14 protein-coding genes are annotated in these 15,407 nt (G+C 66.1%); 9 read left to right on the top strand and 5 right to left on the bottom strand.

The window, feature by feature from the left end; all coding sequences use genetic code 11:
* The first annotated feature begins 152 nt into the window (after positions 1-152).
* Entirely contained in the window at positions 153-905 is a 753-nt protein-coding gene (locus IAQ70_RS06250; RefSeq protein WP_190988433.1) for an SDR family oxidoreductase, read from the top strand.
* Between the two features lie 90 nt (positions 906-995).
* Here IAQ70_RS06250 and serB read toward each other — a convergent pair whose 3' ends face one another.
* Positions 996-1,889 carry a phosphoserine phosphatase SerB gene (gene serB / locus IAQ70_RS06245; protein ID WP_190988432.1) on the bottom strand — a complete coding sequence of 298 codons (894 nt, stop codon included), beginning with the start codon at positions 1,887-1,889 and terminating at the stop codon, positions 996-998.
* A 154-nt stretch (positions 1,890-2,043) separates the two neighbouring features.
* Here serB and IAQ70_RS06240 point away from each other — a divergent pair, with 154 nt between their 5' ends.
* From IAQ70_RS06240 to IAQ70_RS06220, 5 genes are all read left to right on the top strand, one after another.
* Positions 2,044-2,829, top strand: coding sequence for an ABC transporter ATP-binding protein (locus IAQ70_RS06240; RefSeq protein ID WP_190988431.1), 786 nt, complete (start codon positions 2,044-2,046; stop codon positions 2,827-2,829).
* A gap of 15 nt (positions 2,830-2,844) precedes the next feature.
* Positions 2,845-3,630: a sulfite exporter TauE/SafE family protein gene (locus IAQ70_RS06235; protein WP_190988430.1), complete on the top strand. Its 786-nt coding sequence runs from the start codon at positions 2,845-2,847 to the stop codon at positions 3,628-3,630.
* 7 nt (positions 3,631-3,637) lie between these two features.
* Positions 3,638-4,462, top strand: a complete 825-nt coding sequence (locus IAQ70_RS06230; RefSeq protein ID WP_190988429.1) for a TrmH family RNA methyltransferase — start codon at positions 3,638-3,640, stop codon at positions 4,460-4,462.
* A gap of 122 nt (positions 4,463-4,584) precedes the next feature.
* Entirely contained in the window at positions 4,585-4,842 is a 258-nt protein-coding gene (locus IAQ70_RS06225; protein ID WP_024365679.1) for a type B 50S ribosomal protein L31, read from the top strand.
* 94 nt (positions 4,843-4,936) lie between these two features.
* Positions 4,937-6,028, top strand: a complete 1,092-nt coding sequence (locus IAQ70_RS06220) for a lipoate--protein ligase family protein (protein WP_190988428.1) — start codon at positions 4,937-4,939, stop codon at positions 6,026-6,028.
* 50 nt (positions 6,029-6,078) lie between these two features.
* Here IAQ70_RS06220 and pepN read toward each other — a convergent pair whose 3' ends face one another.
* Positions 6,079-8,709: an aminopeptidase N gene (gene pepN / locus IAQ70_RS06215; protein WP_190988427.1), complete on the bottom strand. Its 2,631-nt coding sequence runs from the start codon at positions 8,707-8,709 to the stop codon at positions 6,079-6,081.
* 54 nt (positions 8,710-8,763) lie between these two features.
* A complete protein-coding gene (locus IAQ70_RS06210) occupies positions 8,764-9,762 on the bottom strand; it encodes a YeiH family protein (protein ID WP_190988484.1) in 999 nt (332 codons plus the stop codon).
* Between the two features lie 188 nt (positions 9,763-9,950).
* Here IAQ70_RS06210 and IAQ70_RS06205 point away from each other — a divergent pair, with 188 nt between their 5' ends.
* The 3 genes from IAQ70_RS06205 (at position 9,951) to IAQ70_RS06195 (ending at position 13,357) form a co-directional block, all read left to right on the top strand.
* Positions 9,951-11,507, top strand: a complete 1,557-nt coding sequence (locus IAQ70_RS06205) for a circularly permuted type 2 ATP-grasp protein (protein ID WP_190988426.1) — start codon at positions 9,951-9,953, stop codon at positions 11,505-11,507.
* 75 nt (positions 11,508-11,582) lie between these two features.
* Positions 11,583-12,509, top strand: a complete 927-nt coding sequence (locus IAQ70_RS06200; protein ID WP_111909491.1) for an alpha-E domain-containing protein — start codon at positions 11,583-11,585, stop codon at positions 12,507-12,509.
* A complete protein-coding gene (locus IAQ70_RS06195) occupies positions 12,506-13,357 on the top strand; it encodes a transglutaminase family protein (protein WP_190988425.1) in 852 nt (283 codons plus the stop codon). The genes IAQ70_RS06200 and IAQ70_RS06195 overlap by 4 nt, the downstream gene beginning before the upstream one ends.
* An 18-nt stretch (positions 13,358-13,375) precedes the next feature.
* On the opposite strand, the gene IAQ70_RS06190 is transcribed toward IAQ70_RS06195, so the two are convergent.
* Positions 13,376-13,843: a pyridoxamine 5'-phosphate oxidase family protein gene (locus IAQ70_RS06190; RefSeq protein ID WP_190988424.1), complete on the bottom strand. Its 468-nt coding sequence runs from the start codon at positions 13,841-13,843 to the stop codon at positions 13,376-13,378.
* 49 nt (positions 13,844-13,892) lie between these two features.
* Positions 13,893-15,356 (bottom strand): SDR family NAD(P)-dependent oxidoreductase, encoded by a 1,464-nt coding sequence (locus tag IAQ70_RS06185; RefSeq protein ID WP_190988423.1) that lies wholly within the window; start codon positions 15,354-15,356, stop codon positions 13,893-13,895.
* Positions 15,357-15,407 lie beyond the last annotated feature (51 nt).

Below are 15,407 nucleotides of genomic sequence, written 5' to 3'. Positions count from 1 at the left end.
GCCTATGCCCTTCCGGCGGGTCTCCGACGCCCGTGCCGAACTAGCCGGACCGTGCATCTTTGTTGGGGTCGCACAAGGGAACACGGGGCCGGCGCTGGCATGATGGACTGCAGACCCCAAGCGATTTAGACGTATCGAACAAAGGAGCCCTTGTGGGACTGCTGGACAACAAGACAGCCATCGTGACCGGATCCTCCCGCGGGATCGGCGCCGAAGTGGCGAAGATCCTCGCAGGCGAGGGCGCCGCCGTCGTCGTTAACTACCGCCAGAAGGCGCCGCGCGCCAACAAGGTTGTCGCGGGCATTGAAGCCGCCGGCGGCCGTGCCACCGCCGTCGGAGCGGACCTCACCACGCTGGAGGGTGTGCAGGCCCTGGCCAGTGCGGCCATGGAAAACTTCGGCTCGCTGGACGTGCTGGTGCTTAACGCTTCCGGCGGCATGGAATCCGGCATGGCGGACGACTACGCGCTGAAGCTGAACCGCGACGCGCAGGTGAACATGCTCAACGCCGCCGTGCCGCTGATGAAGGAAGGGTCCCGGGTGGTCTTCGTGACCAGCCACCAGGCCCACTTCATCAACACGGTGCCCACCATGCCCGACTACGAACCCGTCGCCCGCAGCAAGCGCGCCGGCGAGGACGCCCTGCGCGAGCTCATCCCCAACCTGGCGGAGAAGGGCATCAGCCTGGTGGTTGTTTCCGGCGACATGATCGAAGGCACTGTCACCGCTACGCTGCTGGACCGCTCCAGCCCGGGCGCCATCGAAGCCCGCCGCGCCGAGGCCGGCAAGCTCTACTCCGTGGAGGAGTTCGCTGAGGTAGTGGCCGGCATGGCCACCGCCGACGTCGAGTCCGGCCACACGGAGTACGCAGGCGGCGCCGACTACTTCGGCAAGAGCGCCAAGTAAGTCATAACGGGCTGGGCCCACGCCACCGAGGGGCCCCGATCGAGCTTGCGAGATCGGGGAGGTGGCGGGGACTGCCTTTTCGTTTGAGTTTCAGACGCCGGCGATGTGCCGGACGGCGTCCAGGTAAGGCATGTTGATGGCGGAGTCCGCCACGGCCCGGACTGCCGGTTTGGCATTGAACGCCACCCCGATGCCCGCGGCCCCGAGCATGTCGAGGTCGTTGGCGCCGTCGCCCACGGCAATGGTGTGCTCCATGGCAATTCCTTCGGCTGCGGCCCATTCGCGCAGGTACTTCTCCTTGGCGGCCCGGTCGATCACCGCTCCGAGAACCTTGCCGGTCAGGGCGCCGTCGACGATTTCGAGCTCGTTGGCGATCCAGTAATCCAGGCCGAGCTCCTCGGCGATGGGACCCAGGATCTGGTTGAAACCGCCGGAGACCACCGCGACCACGTGGCCTGCGGCCTTGAAGGCGGCCACGAGCTCAGCGGCACCTTCACTCAGCTTCACTTCGGCCCGGACAGACTCGACGACGGCGGCAGGCAGCCCCGCAAGCACCGCCACCCGCGCGTGGAGACTCTGCGCGAAGTCCAGTTCCCCGCGCATGGCGGCTTCGGTGACGGCGGCCACCTCCTCGCGTTTGCCTGCGTAGGCCGCCAGAAGTTCGATGACCTCCTGCTGGATCAGTGTTGAGTCCACGTCCATGATCAGGAACTTCCGTGGAGCTTCGCGCAGTCCTGCGGGAACGATGGCCGTGTCCAGCCCGGCCTGGGCCGCGTCTGCCACGGCCCGGCGGAGGGCGGCGATTCCGGCGGCCGTGCCGTCGGCGACGGTGAGCCCGGCAGTGAGGACCTCAAACCTGTGGTCCCCGTTCCTCGACTCGGACTCGATGGTGGCGCCGTTTCCGGCCCAAAGCGAGCGCAGCCGATCGAGCCCGGAATCAGTAAGTTTGGGGCCATAGCTGACCGCAGTCACGTTCGGAGTCATGGCCTCAATCTTAGCCAGCGCGGCACAGGGGCCCGAATTCGTGGCGTGACCCACACCCGTGACGTGCAGCGGGGCGTCATGGCAGGTCCAGCCGCACGCTGCCGCGGGGTATCAGTTATCAGTCCGCCCCCCTTTTGTCCTAGTGTCTACTCCTATGAGTGATGTTCTTGAAATGGCTTCCGTCAGCGTAGTCCGAGGCAAAAAGACCCTGTTGGACAAGGTGGACTGGCAAGTCAATGAAGGGGAACGTTGGGTCATTCTGGGACCCAACGGCGCCGGCAAGACCACTCTCCTGCAGGTCGCGGCAGCACGTCTTCACCCGAGCAGCGGCACGGCAGGGATTCTGGACGAAACCATGGGCCGGGTTGACGTTTTCGAACTCCGTCCCCGGATTGGACTCTCCTCAGCGGCACTGGCCAGCCAGATTCCCGAGTCTGAGAATGTCCTGAACGTTGTTGTCACCGCAGCCTACGGCGTGACCGGACGCTGGCGCGAGGGGTACGAGCGGCCGGACGAACGGCGTGCTTTCCGTCTGCTGAATGACTGGGGCATGGGCCCGCTGCTGAACCGGACCTTCGCCACGCTTTCCGAGGGGGAACGCAAACGGGTCCAGATCGCCCGGGCCCTCATGACGGACCCCGAATTGCTCCTCCTTGACGAGCCCGCCGCCGGGCTGGATCTCGGCGGCCGCGAGGAACTCGTCCACAAGCTTGGCGAACTCGCCAACGATGAAGGGTCCCCGGCCATGGTCCTGGTGACGCACCACCTGGAGGAGGTCCCGCCCGGGTTCACGCACGCCATGCTGCTGCGCGACGGCGGCGTTGTTGCCGCGGGCCCCATCAAGGATGTACTCACTGAGGAGCACCTCAGCAGCACTTTCGGGCTGTCCCTGGACGTCACCGAAAACGCCGGCCGGTACACGGCCACTGCCCGCCGCTGACGCGGTTCCGTCCAGGTGGAGCTTCTCAGCAGCATCCTTGTGTTTTTTGCCGGTTTGTGGGCCGGCACCATCAACGCCGTTGTCGGCTCCGGCACCCTGGTCACCTTTCCGGTCCTCATCGCCCTGGGCATAACGCCGGTAACAGCCTCCATCAGTAACGCCATGGGACTGGTGGCCGGGAACGCGGCCGGTGCATGGGGATACCGGAAGGAACTCAAGGGCCGGGGCCGGCAGCTGCTGAGGCTCCTGCCGGCCTCGCTGCTCGGCGGCATCAGCGGCGCCTGGCTGCTGCTGCACCTCCCGGAAAAGGTGTTCTTTATCGCCGCTCCGGTGCTGATAGTGCTGGCCCTGCTGATGGTGGTCTTCCAGCCCCGGCTCCAGCAGTGGGTACGGGCCCGGGAGGAAAACCCCGAGCACGCCCTCAAGGACAAGAACCACGGCGTGCTGTTGATTGTGCTTGTGTACCTTGCCGGAGTCTACGGCGGCTACTTCGTCGCGGCACAGGGCATCCTGCTGGTGGGCATCCTGGGCGTCTTCATGGCGGGAACCATCCAGAACGCCAATGCGATGAAGAACATCCTGGTCCTGGGCGTGAACATTGTGGCAGCCGCCTCCTACCTGCTCTTCGCGTTCGGGCGCATCAACTGGCCGGTCGTGGCCATCATCGCGGTCAGCTCGCTGATCGGCGGCCTCATCGGGTCCAAGGTGGGCCGCCGGCTGTCCCCGCCGGTCCTTCGCGGCGTGATCTTCGCGCTCGGCCTGGTGGCCCTCGGCTTTATGATCGCCAATCTGCTGAAATAATCAGCCGGTGACAATCCACTTTCTTGAATCCGCCGCGGATCCCCGTGTGTCCGACTACACGCAGCTGACGGACGTCCACCTGCGTAAGCTCCGCGAGCCGGCGGAGGGCATGTACATCGCCGAATCGTCACGGGTGCTGCGCCGTGCGCTGGCCGCCGGCCACCGGCCGAGGTCGTTTTTCCTGGCCGAAAAATGGCTGGCGGACCTGCAGGATGTCCTGGCCGCCTACCCGGAGGTACCCGCCTTCATCGGCAACGTGGCCCTGCTCGAAGAGATCACCGGATTCCACCTGCACCGCGGAGCCATGGCCGCGATGCAGCGGCCTGCGCCGGCGCCGCTCCACGAACTGCTTGCGGGGGCGCGCCGGGTGGCGGTCCTGGAAGACATTGTGGACCACACCAACGTCGGTGCCATCTTCCGCTCCGCCGCTGCCCTGGACATCGACGCCGTCCTGATTTCGCCGCGTTGCGGCGATCCGCTCTACCGCCGCAGCGTCCGCGTCAGCATGGGCACCGTGTTCCAGGTTCCCTGGGCGCGGCTGGAGTCCTGGCCGCAGGACATGTCGGTCCTTAAACAGCACGGCTTCACCGTGGCCGCCCTGGAACTGACCGGGGACGCAGTCGACGTCGACCAGCTCGCCGCCCGCAACCCGGACCGGCTTGCCCTGGTGCTGGGCACCGAAGGTGCGGGCATGAGCGCCGAGACGCTCGCCGCCGTCGACCTCGCCGTGAAGATCCCCATGCGCGCCGGGGTGGACTCCCTGAACGTGGCGGCGGCCTCGGCCGTGGCGTTCTGGGAGCTCCGGCCGCGGCGTTCGCAGGGTCGGCGCTGATCCGCTATTATTGATAGCTGGCTGTCCTGCTCTTTCTGCCTCGCGGCAATGATGCGGGCACCAGCCATCCCATTCATACCTGGCAGCTGGCAAAATCCAGCTGTGCGAACAAAGGCCCCATTATGAAGTCTGATACACACCCGAAGTACGAAGCTGTTGTTTTCAACGACCTGGCTTCCGGCGTCAAGTTCCTGACCAAGTCCACCGTGTCTTCCAAGAAGACCATCGAGTGGGAAGACGGAAACACCTACCCGGTCATCGACGTCGAAATCTCCTCCGAGTCCCACCCGTTCTACACGGGCAAGCAGCGCATCATGGACTCTGCAGGCCGCGTCGAGCGCTTCAACGCTCGCTTCAAGGGCTTCGGCGGCAAGAAGTAGATCACTTCCTCCAAGGTTCTCTACAGGCCCGCACCGGCAACGGTGCGGGCTTTGTTGTTTCCGGGAGCCTGGAGCGTGGGGGAGGATGGAGGGCATGACTGCCACACCATCCGCGCCTGAAGACCGTCCCCGCAGCCACCACGGCGAGTACAAAGTTCCCGGCGGCAAACTTGTGGTGGTGGACTTCGACGTAGTGGACGGGGAACTCTCGGACGTCTCCCTCAGCGGCGATTTTTTCCTGGAGCCGGATGAGACGCTGCCGGCCATCAACCGGTCCCTCACCGGTCTCCCGGAGAGCGCGACGGCGGTCGAGCTGTCCGCTGCAGTCACCGGTTCGCTGCCGCCCGACGCAGTCCTGTTCGGCTTCTCGGCCAACGCCGTGGCCATCACTGTGCGCCGTGCCCTGGCACAGGCAACCTCCTGGTCCGACCACCACTGGGACGTCATCGCACCCACGGTGCTGCCCACCCAGGTCAACGTTGCCCTGGACGAGGTCCTGACCGAAGAGGTGGGCGCCGGCCGCCGCAACCCCACCCTGCGGTTCTGGGACTGGGAGGAACCGTCCGTGGTGATCGGCAGCTTCCAATCGGTGCGGAATGAGCTGCACCCCGACGGCGTCGCCCGCCATGGCATCAGCGTGGTGCGCCGGATCAGTGGCGGGGGCGCGATGTTTATGGAGGCCGGCAACTGCATCACGTATTCCCTCTATGTGCCCCAGACGCTCGTGGACGGGATCAGCTTCGCCGACTCCTACGCGTTCCTGGACGCCTGGGTGATGGCCGCGCTGGAAAAGCTCGGCATCTCCGCCTTTTATGTCCCCCTGAACGACATCGCCACCCACCAGGGCAAGATCGGCGGCGCCGCTCAGAAACGCCTGGCCAACGGCGGCATGCTGCACCACGTCACCATGAGCTACGACATCGACGCCGACAAAATGGTTGAGGTCCTGCGCATCGGCAAGGAAAAGCTCTCGGACAAGGGCACCCGCAGCGCCAAGAAACGCGTGGACCCGCTGCGGCGGCAGACCGGTTTGGCGCGCACCGAGATCATCGCGGCCATGATGGAAGTCTTCAGCGAGCGGTACTCAGCCACTCCGTCGGAGCTGTCCAGTGCCGAACTGGCCGCCGCCCGCGACCGGGTGGCCACCAAGTTCGGCACCGAGGAGTGGCTGCACCGCGTCCTCTAAGCACTCATCGATTGCTGTGTAACGGTCCTTTTGGCCGCTCAAAACGGCGCTTACGGAGCAATGGATGGAGTAGCCTGTGCGGTGAGGGCCCGCAGCAGGTGGCTTCGCTCTTCCACGATGATCCGGCGCAAGGCACGGGGCGCATCGGCGTTGGCCGCCAGCCAGGTGTCAGTGCGCTCCACCACGGGGTGCTGCTCCGGCAGGGTTCCGGCCGGCAGGTCCTGCGCCGACGGATACAGGCCCCGCACAATGCGGGTGGCGATTTCGATGCTCCGGTTCTCCCAGACGTCGCGAAGGCAATCGAAATACGGCTCCACATAGGGTGCCAGGAGTGCTGGGGGCGCAGTGGTGAATCCGGTGATGGTGGCGTCCAGGAGTTGGTTGGACAACTCCGTCCCGTGCACGGCGGCTTTCCAGGCAGCCGCCTTGACGTCCGCATCCGGCCGTGCGGCCAGTGCGGTGGCGCGGCCCGCCCGGCCTGAAGCTGTGGTGTCCCGCGCCAGCTCGGCGTCCAGTTCCCCGGCCGTGGCCTGTCCGTGGGCGGCCAGGGCACGCCAGATGTTCCAGCGCAGCTCTGCGTCCACCGCGAGGCCCTCCACCTGGACCGTGCCCTCCAGGAGGCCTCTGAGGCGGGGTAGGAGGGCGTTGTCGCGCCGGCTGACGGCAGCTACCGTCCTGGCCCATCCCAGCTGATGGTCCGAGCCCGGGGCGGCCCGCTCCAGCTCGCCGGCAGCGGCCGTCAGGAAGTCCCTGCGCACGCCCTCGCGTTCAGCCGCCGGGGTGTAGTGTTCGACGGCGGTCCCGGCGTTGTCGAGGATGTTCAGCAGCACGCCGATGCCGGTTTCGGACGGTCCGAAAGCAGCGACCGCGTGCACGTAACGGGTGGCGGGGCTTTCCGCGTCGCGGGCAGAGTTCCACAGTGCGGTCCAGCACAGGGCCCGGGCCATGGGATCGGTGATCCGGCCCAGGGATGCCAGGACCGTGGCTTCCGAAACCGGGTCGAGCCGGACCTTGGCATAAGTCAGATCGTCGTCGTTGAGCAGCAGCAGCGCGGGCACACGCTGGCCGATCAGGTCGGGAACCTCGGTCCGGCGGCCTGCCGCGTCAGTTTCAACACTGCCCGTCCGGACCAGGGCACCGCCGTCGTCGAAGTTGTAGAGGCCCACACGGAGCCGGTGCGGGCGCAGCTCTTCCCGTCCGGTGACGGGGTCCAGCGCGTCCTGGACGATTGCCGCACTGCTGAGGACGCCGTCGTCGGCTGTTATGTCCAGGGAGAGCGTCGGGATGCCGGACGTCTGCAGCCATTGCGCTGCCCAGCCCGCCAGGTCCCGGCCGGAAGCGGCGCTCAGGGCGGACAGGAGGTCGGCCAGGGTGGTGTTTCCGTACGCGTGGTCGCGGAAGTATTGCCGTGAGCCGGCGATGAACGCATCGAACCCGACATACGCCACGAGCTGCTTGAGCACCGACGCGCCCTTGGCGTACGTGATGCCGTCGAAGTTCTGTTTCGCGGCCTCGAGGTCCGGGATGTCGGCAACGATGGGGTGGGTAGTGGGCAGCTGGTCCTGCACGTACGCCCAGGACTTGCGCTTGTTCGCGAAGTTCACCCACGCGGTCTTCCAGCCCGTCGCCCGGTCCACACCGAGGGTGCCCATGTAGTCGGCGAACGATTCCTTGAGCCAGAGGTCATCCCACCACTGCATGGTGACGAGGTCCCCGAACCACATGTGCGCCATTTCGTGCATCAGCGTGTTGGCGCGCGCCTGGTACTGGGCATCCGTGGCCCGGGAGGTGAAAACGTAGTTTTCGGTGAAGGTGACCAGGCCGGGGTTTTCCATGGCGCCAAGGTTGTATTCGGGCACAAAAGCCTGGTCGTATTTGCCCCATGGGTAGGGGAAGCCGAAAAGGTTGTTGAAGAAGTCCAGCCCGCTTTTGGTGAGGCCGAACAGCTCTGAAGTGTCGAAGGATTTGGCCATGGACGCGCGGCAGTAAAGGGCCAGCGGCACCTCCAGCCGGGTGCCGTCATCGAGCGTTGCGCTCCAGTGGTCCTCGGCCTTGAAGTAGGGGCCGGCGAGGACGGTGGTGATGTACGTGGACATCGGCTTGGTGGTGGCGAAGTCCCAGCGGCTGGTGTCCGGATCGCCGGTCAGCCGGGTGCGGGCAGTTTCCACTCCGTTGGAGGCGACTACCCAGCCTGACGGGGCCATCACGTGGAAGGTGAACTCCGCCTTGAGGTCCGGCTGCTCGAAGTTGGCGAACACGCGCCGCGCATCGGCAGGTTCGTATTGCGTGTAGAGGTAGCACTGGCCGTCCGCGGGATCCACAAAACGGTGCATGCCTTCGCCTGTCCGGCTGTACAGGGCTGTCCCGGTGACCGTCACCTGGTTCTCTGCCTGGAGGTTGTCCAGCCGGATGCGGGCACCGTCCAGAATGTCCGCCACCGGCAGCGCGTTCCCGTTGAGGATCACGCTGTGGACCTCGCCGGAGATGAAGTCCAGGAATGTTGAGGCCGGCAGCCCCTGCCCTGGCTCCGCGGCGGAGAAATTGATGACACTGCGGCTGAGGTACGTCGGCACATCCGGATCCGCGGCTTGCCGCACGTCCAGGGAGACGTCGTAGCTGTGCGTGGTGATCAGGGCTGAACGGGTCGCGGCTTCATTGCGCTGCAGATTCTCATGTGACACCCAGCTATCTAATCACGGGGGACAGCACCGGGAATCACGACGCCGGGCCGGCGGCTAGGCGGTGATCAGCAGCGCTGCTGCCAGGCCCAACAGGGCGATCAGGAGCCACGCCGCAAGCGCCGCGAGCAGCGCCCTGGCTCCGGTATGCAGGAGGGTGCGGATCCGGACTGCGGAGCCAAGTCCGAACAGCGCCGCTCCCAGCAGGACGTCCTGGAGCCCGGCGCCGGCGTCGAGCACTCCGCCAGGCAGCCACCCCGTGGACCGGAGCGCCACCATGGCCACGAACCCGATCACGAACAGGGGGATCACTGGGGGCAGGGCGTGCTGTCCGGCGGCCGTACTGGCGCGGTGGTGCAGGCCCGCCACCGCCACCACCGGTGCCAGCAGCAGTACGCGCGTAAGTTTGACGACGACGGCGATCCCCAGGGCCGCTGTGCCCGCGGTCTGTGCCGTGGCCACCACCTGGCCGACGTCGTGCACGGACGCGCCGGTCCAGGCCCCGAAAGCCAGGGGGCTCAGTTGCAGGGGGTGCATCAACAGCGGCAGCAGGCCGATGGCCAGGGTGCCGCACAGGGTCACCAACGCCACGGGCAGGACGGTGTCCACATGCCGGATGCGGCGCACCGCTGCCATGGCGCCGATGGCGGATGCGCCGCAGATCGAAAAGCCGGTGGCCACCAGCAGTGCGGTCTCACGGGGCAGCCGGAAGAGCCGCACCAGGAAGTAGGTGCCGCCGAACCCCAGCAGCACCACACCGGTTATCAGGACCATGGCCAGCCAGCCCAGGCCCAGGATGTCCATGATGCTGACCTTGAGGCCGAGCAGGATGATCCCGCCCCTCATCAGGTGCTTGCCGGCGAAGTCCAGGCCCGGCCTTGCCCGGCCCGCGATCCACACTGCCGTGCCGGGCAGGTTCGCAGCGAGCAGCCCCAGCGCCACGGCAACCGTCATGGCGGGCAGCGCGGGCACTATGGCATGCACCGCAAAGGCACCAGCCAGGGCGACGGCCGCCGTCAGGAGGCCCGGAAAGAGCCTGTCAGCATCCCGCGGCAGCCAGCCGCGGGGTCCTCCCCGGCGGCCACCGTCCCCTCCGCTTGCGGAGCTCCCTTTGTTAGTCTTCTCTGGCACTCACCTACCTTGCCGGATGTCGCGCGTATTCAACGAACCGGCGGCGGCGGCGCAACACGCCACAATGGATGGCGGTAATGAATTCGAAACAAAAAGATGGTTGGCTAAAGGACATGTCAGACCTATTCCAGGATTACTCCGAGGCCGCCGGGCGGACCGGCGCCTACGACGAGATGTTCGCCCCCGGCCAGGAAGCCCGCGAGTCATACGCGGAGGTGGCGGACGCGCTCCGCAAGCTTTCCCTCGCCGATGTCAGCGCGCGGGCGGACTCGATGGCGCGCACGTTCCTGGACCGTGGTGTGACCTTTGACTTTGCGGGGGAGGAGCGGCCGTTCCCGCTCGACATTGTCCCGCGCGTTATCCCCGCCGATGAATGGACCGTGCTGGAAAAGGGTGTGGCGCAGCGCGTGCGGGCCCTGGAAGCCTTCCTCAACGACGTCTACGACAAAATGAACGTCGTGGCCGACGGCGTCATCCCGCGCCAGCTCGTCACCACCAGCGCCCACTTCCACCGCCAGGTGCACGGCTTCGAGCCTGCCGGCGGGGTCCGGGTGCACATTTCCGGCATCGACGTGGTCCGTGACGCCGCAGGGACGTTCCGTGTCCTGGAGGACAACGTGCGGGTGCCCTCGGGCGTCAGCTATGTCCTGGAGAACCGGCGCGCCATGGCCAAGGGCCTGCCTGAAGCCTTCGGCCAGCAGCTCATCCGGCCGGTGGAGGAGTACCCGCGGCGGCTGCTGTCGGCCCTGCGCAAAACGGCGCCGGCCGGCGTCGACGATCCCACGGTGGTGGTCCTGACCCCCGGTGTCTTCAACAGCGCCTACTTTGAACACACCCTGCTGGCAGGGCTGATGGGTGTGGAGCTCGTGGAGGGCCGGGACCTCATCTGCCGCGGCAACCGCGTCTACATGCGCACCACGGCCGGCGAGCAGCGCGTTGACGTGATCTATAAGCGGATCGACGACGAATTCCTGGACCCCCTGCAGTTCCGTTCGGACTCCATGCTCGGCTGCCCCGGCCTGGTCAACGCTGCCCGCGCCGGCGGTGTGACCATCGCCAACGCCGTGGGCAACGGCGTGGCCGATGACAAGCTTGTGTACAGCTATGTTCCGGACCTCATCCGCTACTACCTCAGCGAGGAACCCGTCATCGCCAACGTGGATACCTTCCGGCTCGAGGAAAAGGAAGCCCGGGAGTACGTCCTGGACAACCTGGCCGAGCTCGTGGTTAAGCCGGTGGACGGCTCCGGCGGCAAGGGCCTGGTGATCGGCCCGGACGCCTCCAACGACGAGCTGGAGGCCCTCCGTCAGCGGGTCGTTGCCGACCCCCGCGGCTGGATCGCCCAGCCTGTCCTTCAGCTGTCCACGGTGCCCACCCTGGGCGGGGACAAGTTCGGGCCCCGCCATGTGGACCTTCGCCCCTTCGCAGTGAACGACGGCGACGACGTCTGGGTGCTGCCAGGCGGCCTGACCCGCGTCGCGCTGAAGGAAGGCTCACTGATTGTGAATTCCAGCCAGGGCGGCGGGTCCAAGGACACATGGGTGCTGGCCGGTTCGCCGCAGGTGCCGGTGGAGACGGTTCCGCGGCCCACGATTTCCATCCGCGAGCGGGTGTCCGTCTGGCCGGTTGAAAGCAACTGGCGGGACCGCCAGCCGGAGCAGCAGCAGTGAGCCCCGTCCTGGCACCGGCAGTAACAGCAACGGGTTCATCCCCACAGATTTCGGACGCACAGGAGGTCACCGCGAATGCTTAGCCGTATTGCTGAGTCCCTATTTTGGATCGGCCGCTATGTGGAGCGCGCCGACGGTACTGCGCGCATCCTGGACGTCCACCTGGAGCGCCTCAACCACCTGCCCATGGACGAGCGCCGCCGCGTTGCGCAGGAACTGCTCGCGGTGATGGGTGCGAGGCCGCAGAGCGAAGATTTCGGCCTGCCCGAACTGCTGCACGCCCTGGCCTATGACAAAACCAGCGCCACGTCCATCGCGGGGTCCCTTGGCGCCGCCCGTGAGAACGCGCGGCGTGCCCGCGAGACCGTGTCCTCGGGACTGTGGGAGAGCCTGAACACCACGTACTACGGGCTGAGCCAGCACCGCAAGGACGTGGTGGGGACGTACCGGTTCTGCAACTGGACCCTTGAACGCACCGCCATGGTCAGTGGTCTGGCTGACACCACCGTGAGCCATGACGAAAGCTGGCTGTTCCTGGTGCTCGGCCGTTCACTGGAACGGGCGGACATGACGGCCCGCATGCTCTCCACCCGTGATGTCCTGTCCGCAGGCATGTCCTGGGTTAACATGCTGCGGTGCGCCGGAGCTTATGAGTCCTTCCTCCGCACCCGGCGGGCAGCATTCGGTGACCAGCATGCCGCAGAATTCCTGTTGTTGGACCGGCTGTTTCCGCGCTCGATCGTTTACGCCCTGCGTGACGCTGATGAGTGCCTCGCCAAGCTGGATCCGTCCGCGCAGCGCGTCGGCTTCATCAATGATGCCCGCCGGATCGTGGGCCAGGCCCGCACCTTCCTCGAGTTCCACCGCACGGACGATCTGATGTCCGAGCTGCCCGAGCACATGGAACGCGTGCAGAAGGCCGTGGCCCAGGCCTCGGACGCCATTTCCCGTAAGTACTTCAATCAGGCGGACGAACTGGCCTGGGTGGGAGAAGTTTCATGACCCGGCTGAGTATCATCCACACCACGGCCTACAAGTACAACAAGCGCGTCACGCTGTCGTACAACGAGGCCCGTATGACACCCCTGACAGATTCCCAGCAGGTGGTTCTTGAATCGGTGCTCAAAGTGTCGCCGTCCCAGGCGGCCGTGAGCAATTACCGGGATTACTGGGGCACCAGGGTAACCGCCTTCGACATGCAGATGCCGCATGAGCACCTCGAGGTTGTTTCCAACATCACGGTCGAAGTGTACCGGGCCGAAAAAATCCCCTCCGAGGCCGACATCGTGGGGTGGGATGTGCTGGCATCAGAGGACACCCTGAATTCGTTCAGTGATTGGCTGCCGCAGTCCCAACTCAGCGGTCCGGGCGACGAAGTCCTGGGAATCATTCCAGGCGTGGTTGAAGGCAGGAACCCGCATGAGGCCGCAATGGCAATTTTCGAGTGGATGCGCGGCGAGATGACCTACATGTCCGGCTCCACGGCGGTCACCACCAACGCGGAGGAAGCCTGGGGGCAGCGGCAGGGCGTCTGCCAGGACCTTGCACACCTTGCCATCGGCGCACTGCGCAGCTGCGGGATCCCCGCCCGATACGTGTCCGGCTACCTGCACCCGAGGTCGACGGCGGCGATCGGCGAGACAGTCGCAGGCCAGTCGCACGCGTGGCTGGAGTTCTGGGACGGGGCCTGGCGCAGCTGGGACCCCACCAACCACAAGCCCGCGGGGGATTTCCACGTGACCGTTGCCAGGGGCCGGGACTACCGCGATGTGCCGCCGCTGAAGGGCATCCTTTCCGGCGGCGGCGGGTCTGCCCTGAGCGTCAGTGTGGAGATCACCCGCCTGGCGTAGGCAGGCCGAGCACACAGGTCACTCGGGCGAGGCCTTGGCCGCCCCACTAAGCTGCGTCCACCAGGTCATCGGGGCGGTGACCTTGAACCGGCGTCCGGTCAGGGAGTCAGGGCTGACCCGGATGAACGTGTCCTTCTTCCCGGCCTGCCACGGGAACAGGTACAGCGCGGCCGTGTCCAGGATGCTTTCCGTGCCCTTGATCGCAGCCGCGGGCCCCTTGAGCACCACGCTCCAGGCAAGGCCGCTGACGGCATCCACGCCGTCGGCTTCCACTGCGACGCGGGAACCTCCGGACGCTGCTTCCAGCTTGGTCCCCTGGCCGGTGCGGAAGACGATCGTTCCGCCGTCCACGGTGTAATTGACGGGGAAGATGTCCGGATGCCCGTCCACGAGGACTGCAAGCCGGCCCACGGAGACTGTCCGGAGGAGTTCCCAGCACTCGTGGTGTTCCAGGTTGTGAACTTCGGTGATTGATTCGCTGCTCATGACGCCGAGCCTACGCCGTGCGGCCCTTGCCGGGACAGTGCCCTTCTGCCTACCAGGGGCTGGGCTTGTAATCCTTCAGGAAAACCCCGTACTGGTCCTCGCCGTTTTCGCCCATCACGATCGGATCGTAGACCCTGGCAGCGCCGTCCACCAGGTCCAGCGGAGCGTGGAAGCCCTCCTCCATGAGGCGGACCTTGGTAAAGTGCGGGCGCTCATCGGTGATCCAGCCGGTGTCCACGGCCGTCATCAGGATGCCGTCGGCGTCCAGCATTTCCTTGGCGCTGGTCCGGGTCATCATGTTGAGGGCCGCTTTTGCCATGTTGGTGTGCGGGTGCCCCGGGCCCTTGTAGGCGCGGGAGAACTGGCCTTCCATGGCGGAGACGTTCACGATGTACTTCCGGTGTGCCGTGGAACGCTTCATGGCCTCCCGGAGCCTGCTGACCAGCAGGAAGGGGGCAGTGACGTTGCAGAGCTGGACCTCGAGCATCTCCAGCGGATCCACCTCATCCACCACCTGTGTCCAGCTGTTGATGGTGGCAAGATCCGGAACCAGCCCGCCGGCGTCGATCGCTGTGCCTGACGCGATGCGTTCCAGCGAAGCCGAACCGGTGGACAGTGCCAGCGAGGTGATTGCATCGCCTGCCAGGACCGGATGATCGGTCACGCTGCCGGCAAGGGCGAGCGGGTGCTTGTCGTGGGCATGGCCGAACGTCATCAGCTCCGGGCCGCCGTTGGCTGGCTCCAGTTCGGCGGGCAGGGGTTCGTCCTCGGCGTCCACCAGCGGCTTGTATGCGTTGCCGGAACGTCGCACTGTCTGGGCCGCATTGTTGATGATGATGTCCAACGGGCCGGCGGCATTCAGGGAATCCGTCAGTGCCATGACCTGTGAGGGGTCGCGCAGGTCGATGCCCACGATCCGGAGCCGGTGAAGCCAGTCGCTGCTGTCCTCCATTGCAGCGAAACGGCGCGCGGCGTCCTTGGGGAACCTGGTGGTGATGGTGGTGTGTGCGCCGTCCCGAAGCAGGCGCAGGGCAATGTACATGCCGATCTTGGCGCGTCCGCCCGTGAGCAGTGCCCGGCGGCCGGTGAGGTCCGTCCGGGCGTCCCGCTTGCCGTGGTTGAACGCTGCGCACTCAGGGCAGAGCTGGTGGTAGAACGCGTCCACCTGTGTGTAGTGCTGTTTGCAGATGTAGCAGGGCCGGGACCGGATCAGGTGGCCGGCAACTTCGCCGGTCGCCGAGGTGGCCAGCTTGTTGCCACGCGTCTCGTCGTCAATGCGGTCCGGCGCTGCAGTTGCTGTCTGGGCGATCACTGCCCGGTCGGCTTCGGAGATCAGGTCGCGTTTGGTGACGCGCCGGTGGCGCTTTACGGCCTTGAACATTTTCCCGGTCGCCCGACGCACCGAAACGTAGTCCGGGTGTTCCTCGTCGTAGACGTGGATGGTGTTCAGAACCTTAAGGCAGGCCTGGATTTCCTCAGGCGTCAGCCCGGCTGACAGATCGGGGGAGCTCATTGCCCCAATTTTACAGCCTGCGAGGAGCCCGGCCCAACGGTGGGAGTGCCG

Source organism: Pseudarthrobacter sulfonivorans (genome assembly GCF_014712225.1).
GTDB classification, from domain to species: Bacteria; Actinomycetota; Actinomycetes; order Actinomycetales; family Micrococcaceae; genus Arthrobacter; species Arthrobacter sulfonivorans.
This window is presented reverse-complemented; position numbering and strand designations above follow the sequence as displayed.

Coding starts and splice junctions, on each gene's coding strand:
- IAQ70_RS06240 (WP_190988431.1), top strand. CDS start 2,044: ATGAGTGATGTTCTTGAAATGGCTTCCGTCAGCGTAGTCCGAGGCAAA.
- IAQ70_RS06205 (WP_190988426.1), top strand. CDS start 9,951: ATGTCAGACCTATTCCAGGATTACTCCGAGGCCGCCGGGCGGACCGGC.
- IAQ70_RS06225 (WP_024365679.1), top strand. CDS start 4,585: ATGAAGTCTGATACACACCCGAAGTACGAAGCTGTTGTTTTCAACGAC.
- IAQ70_RS06190 (WP_190988424.1), bottom strand. CDS start 13,843: ATGAGCAGCGAATCAATCACCGAAGTTCACAACCTGGAACACCACGAG.
- IAQ70_RS06200 (WP_111909491.1), top strand. CDS start 11,583: ATGCTTAGCCGTATTGCTGAGTCCCTATTTTGGATCGGCCGCTATGTG.
- IAQ70_RS06185 (WP_190988423.1), bottom strand. CDS start 15,356: ATGAGCTCCCCCGATCTGTCAGCCGGGCTGACGCCTGAGGAAATCCAG.
- IAQ70_RS06220 (WP_190988428.1), top strand. CDS start 4,937: ATGACTGCCACACCATCCGCGCCTGAAGACCGTCCCCGCAGCCACCAC.
- serB (WP_190988432.1), bottom strand. CDS start 1,889: ATGACTCCGAACGTGACTGCGGTCAGCTATGGCCCCAAACTTACTGAT.
- IAQ70_RS06195 (WP_190988425.1), top strand. CDS start 12,506: ATGACCCGGCTGAGTATCATCCACACCACGGCCTACAAGTACAACAAG.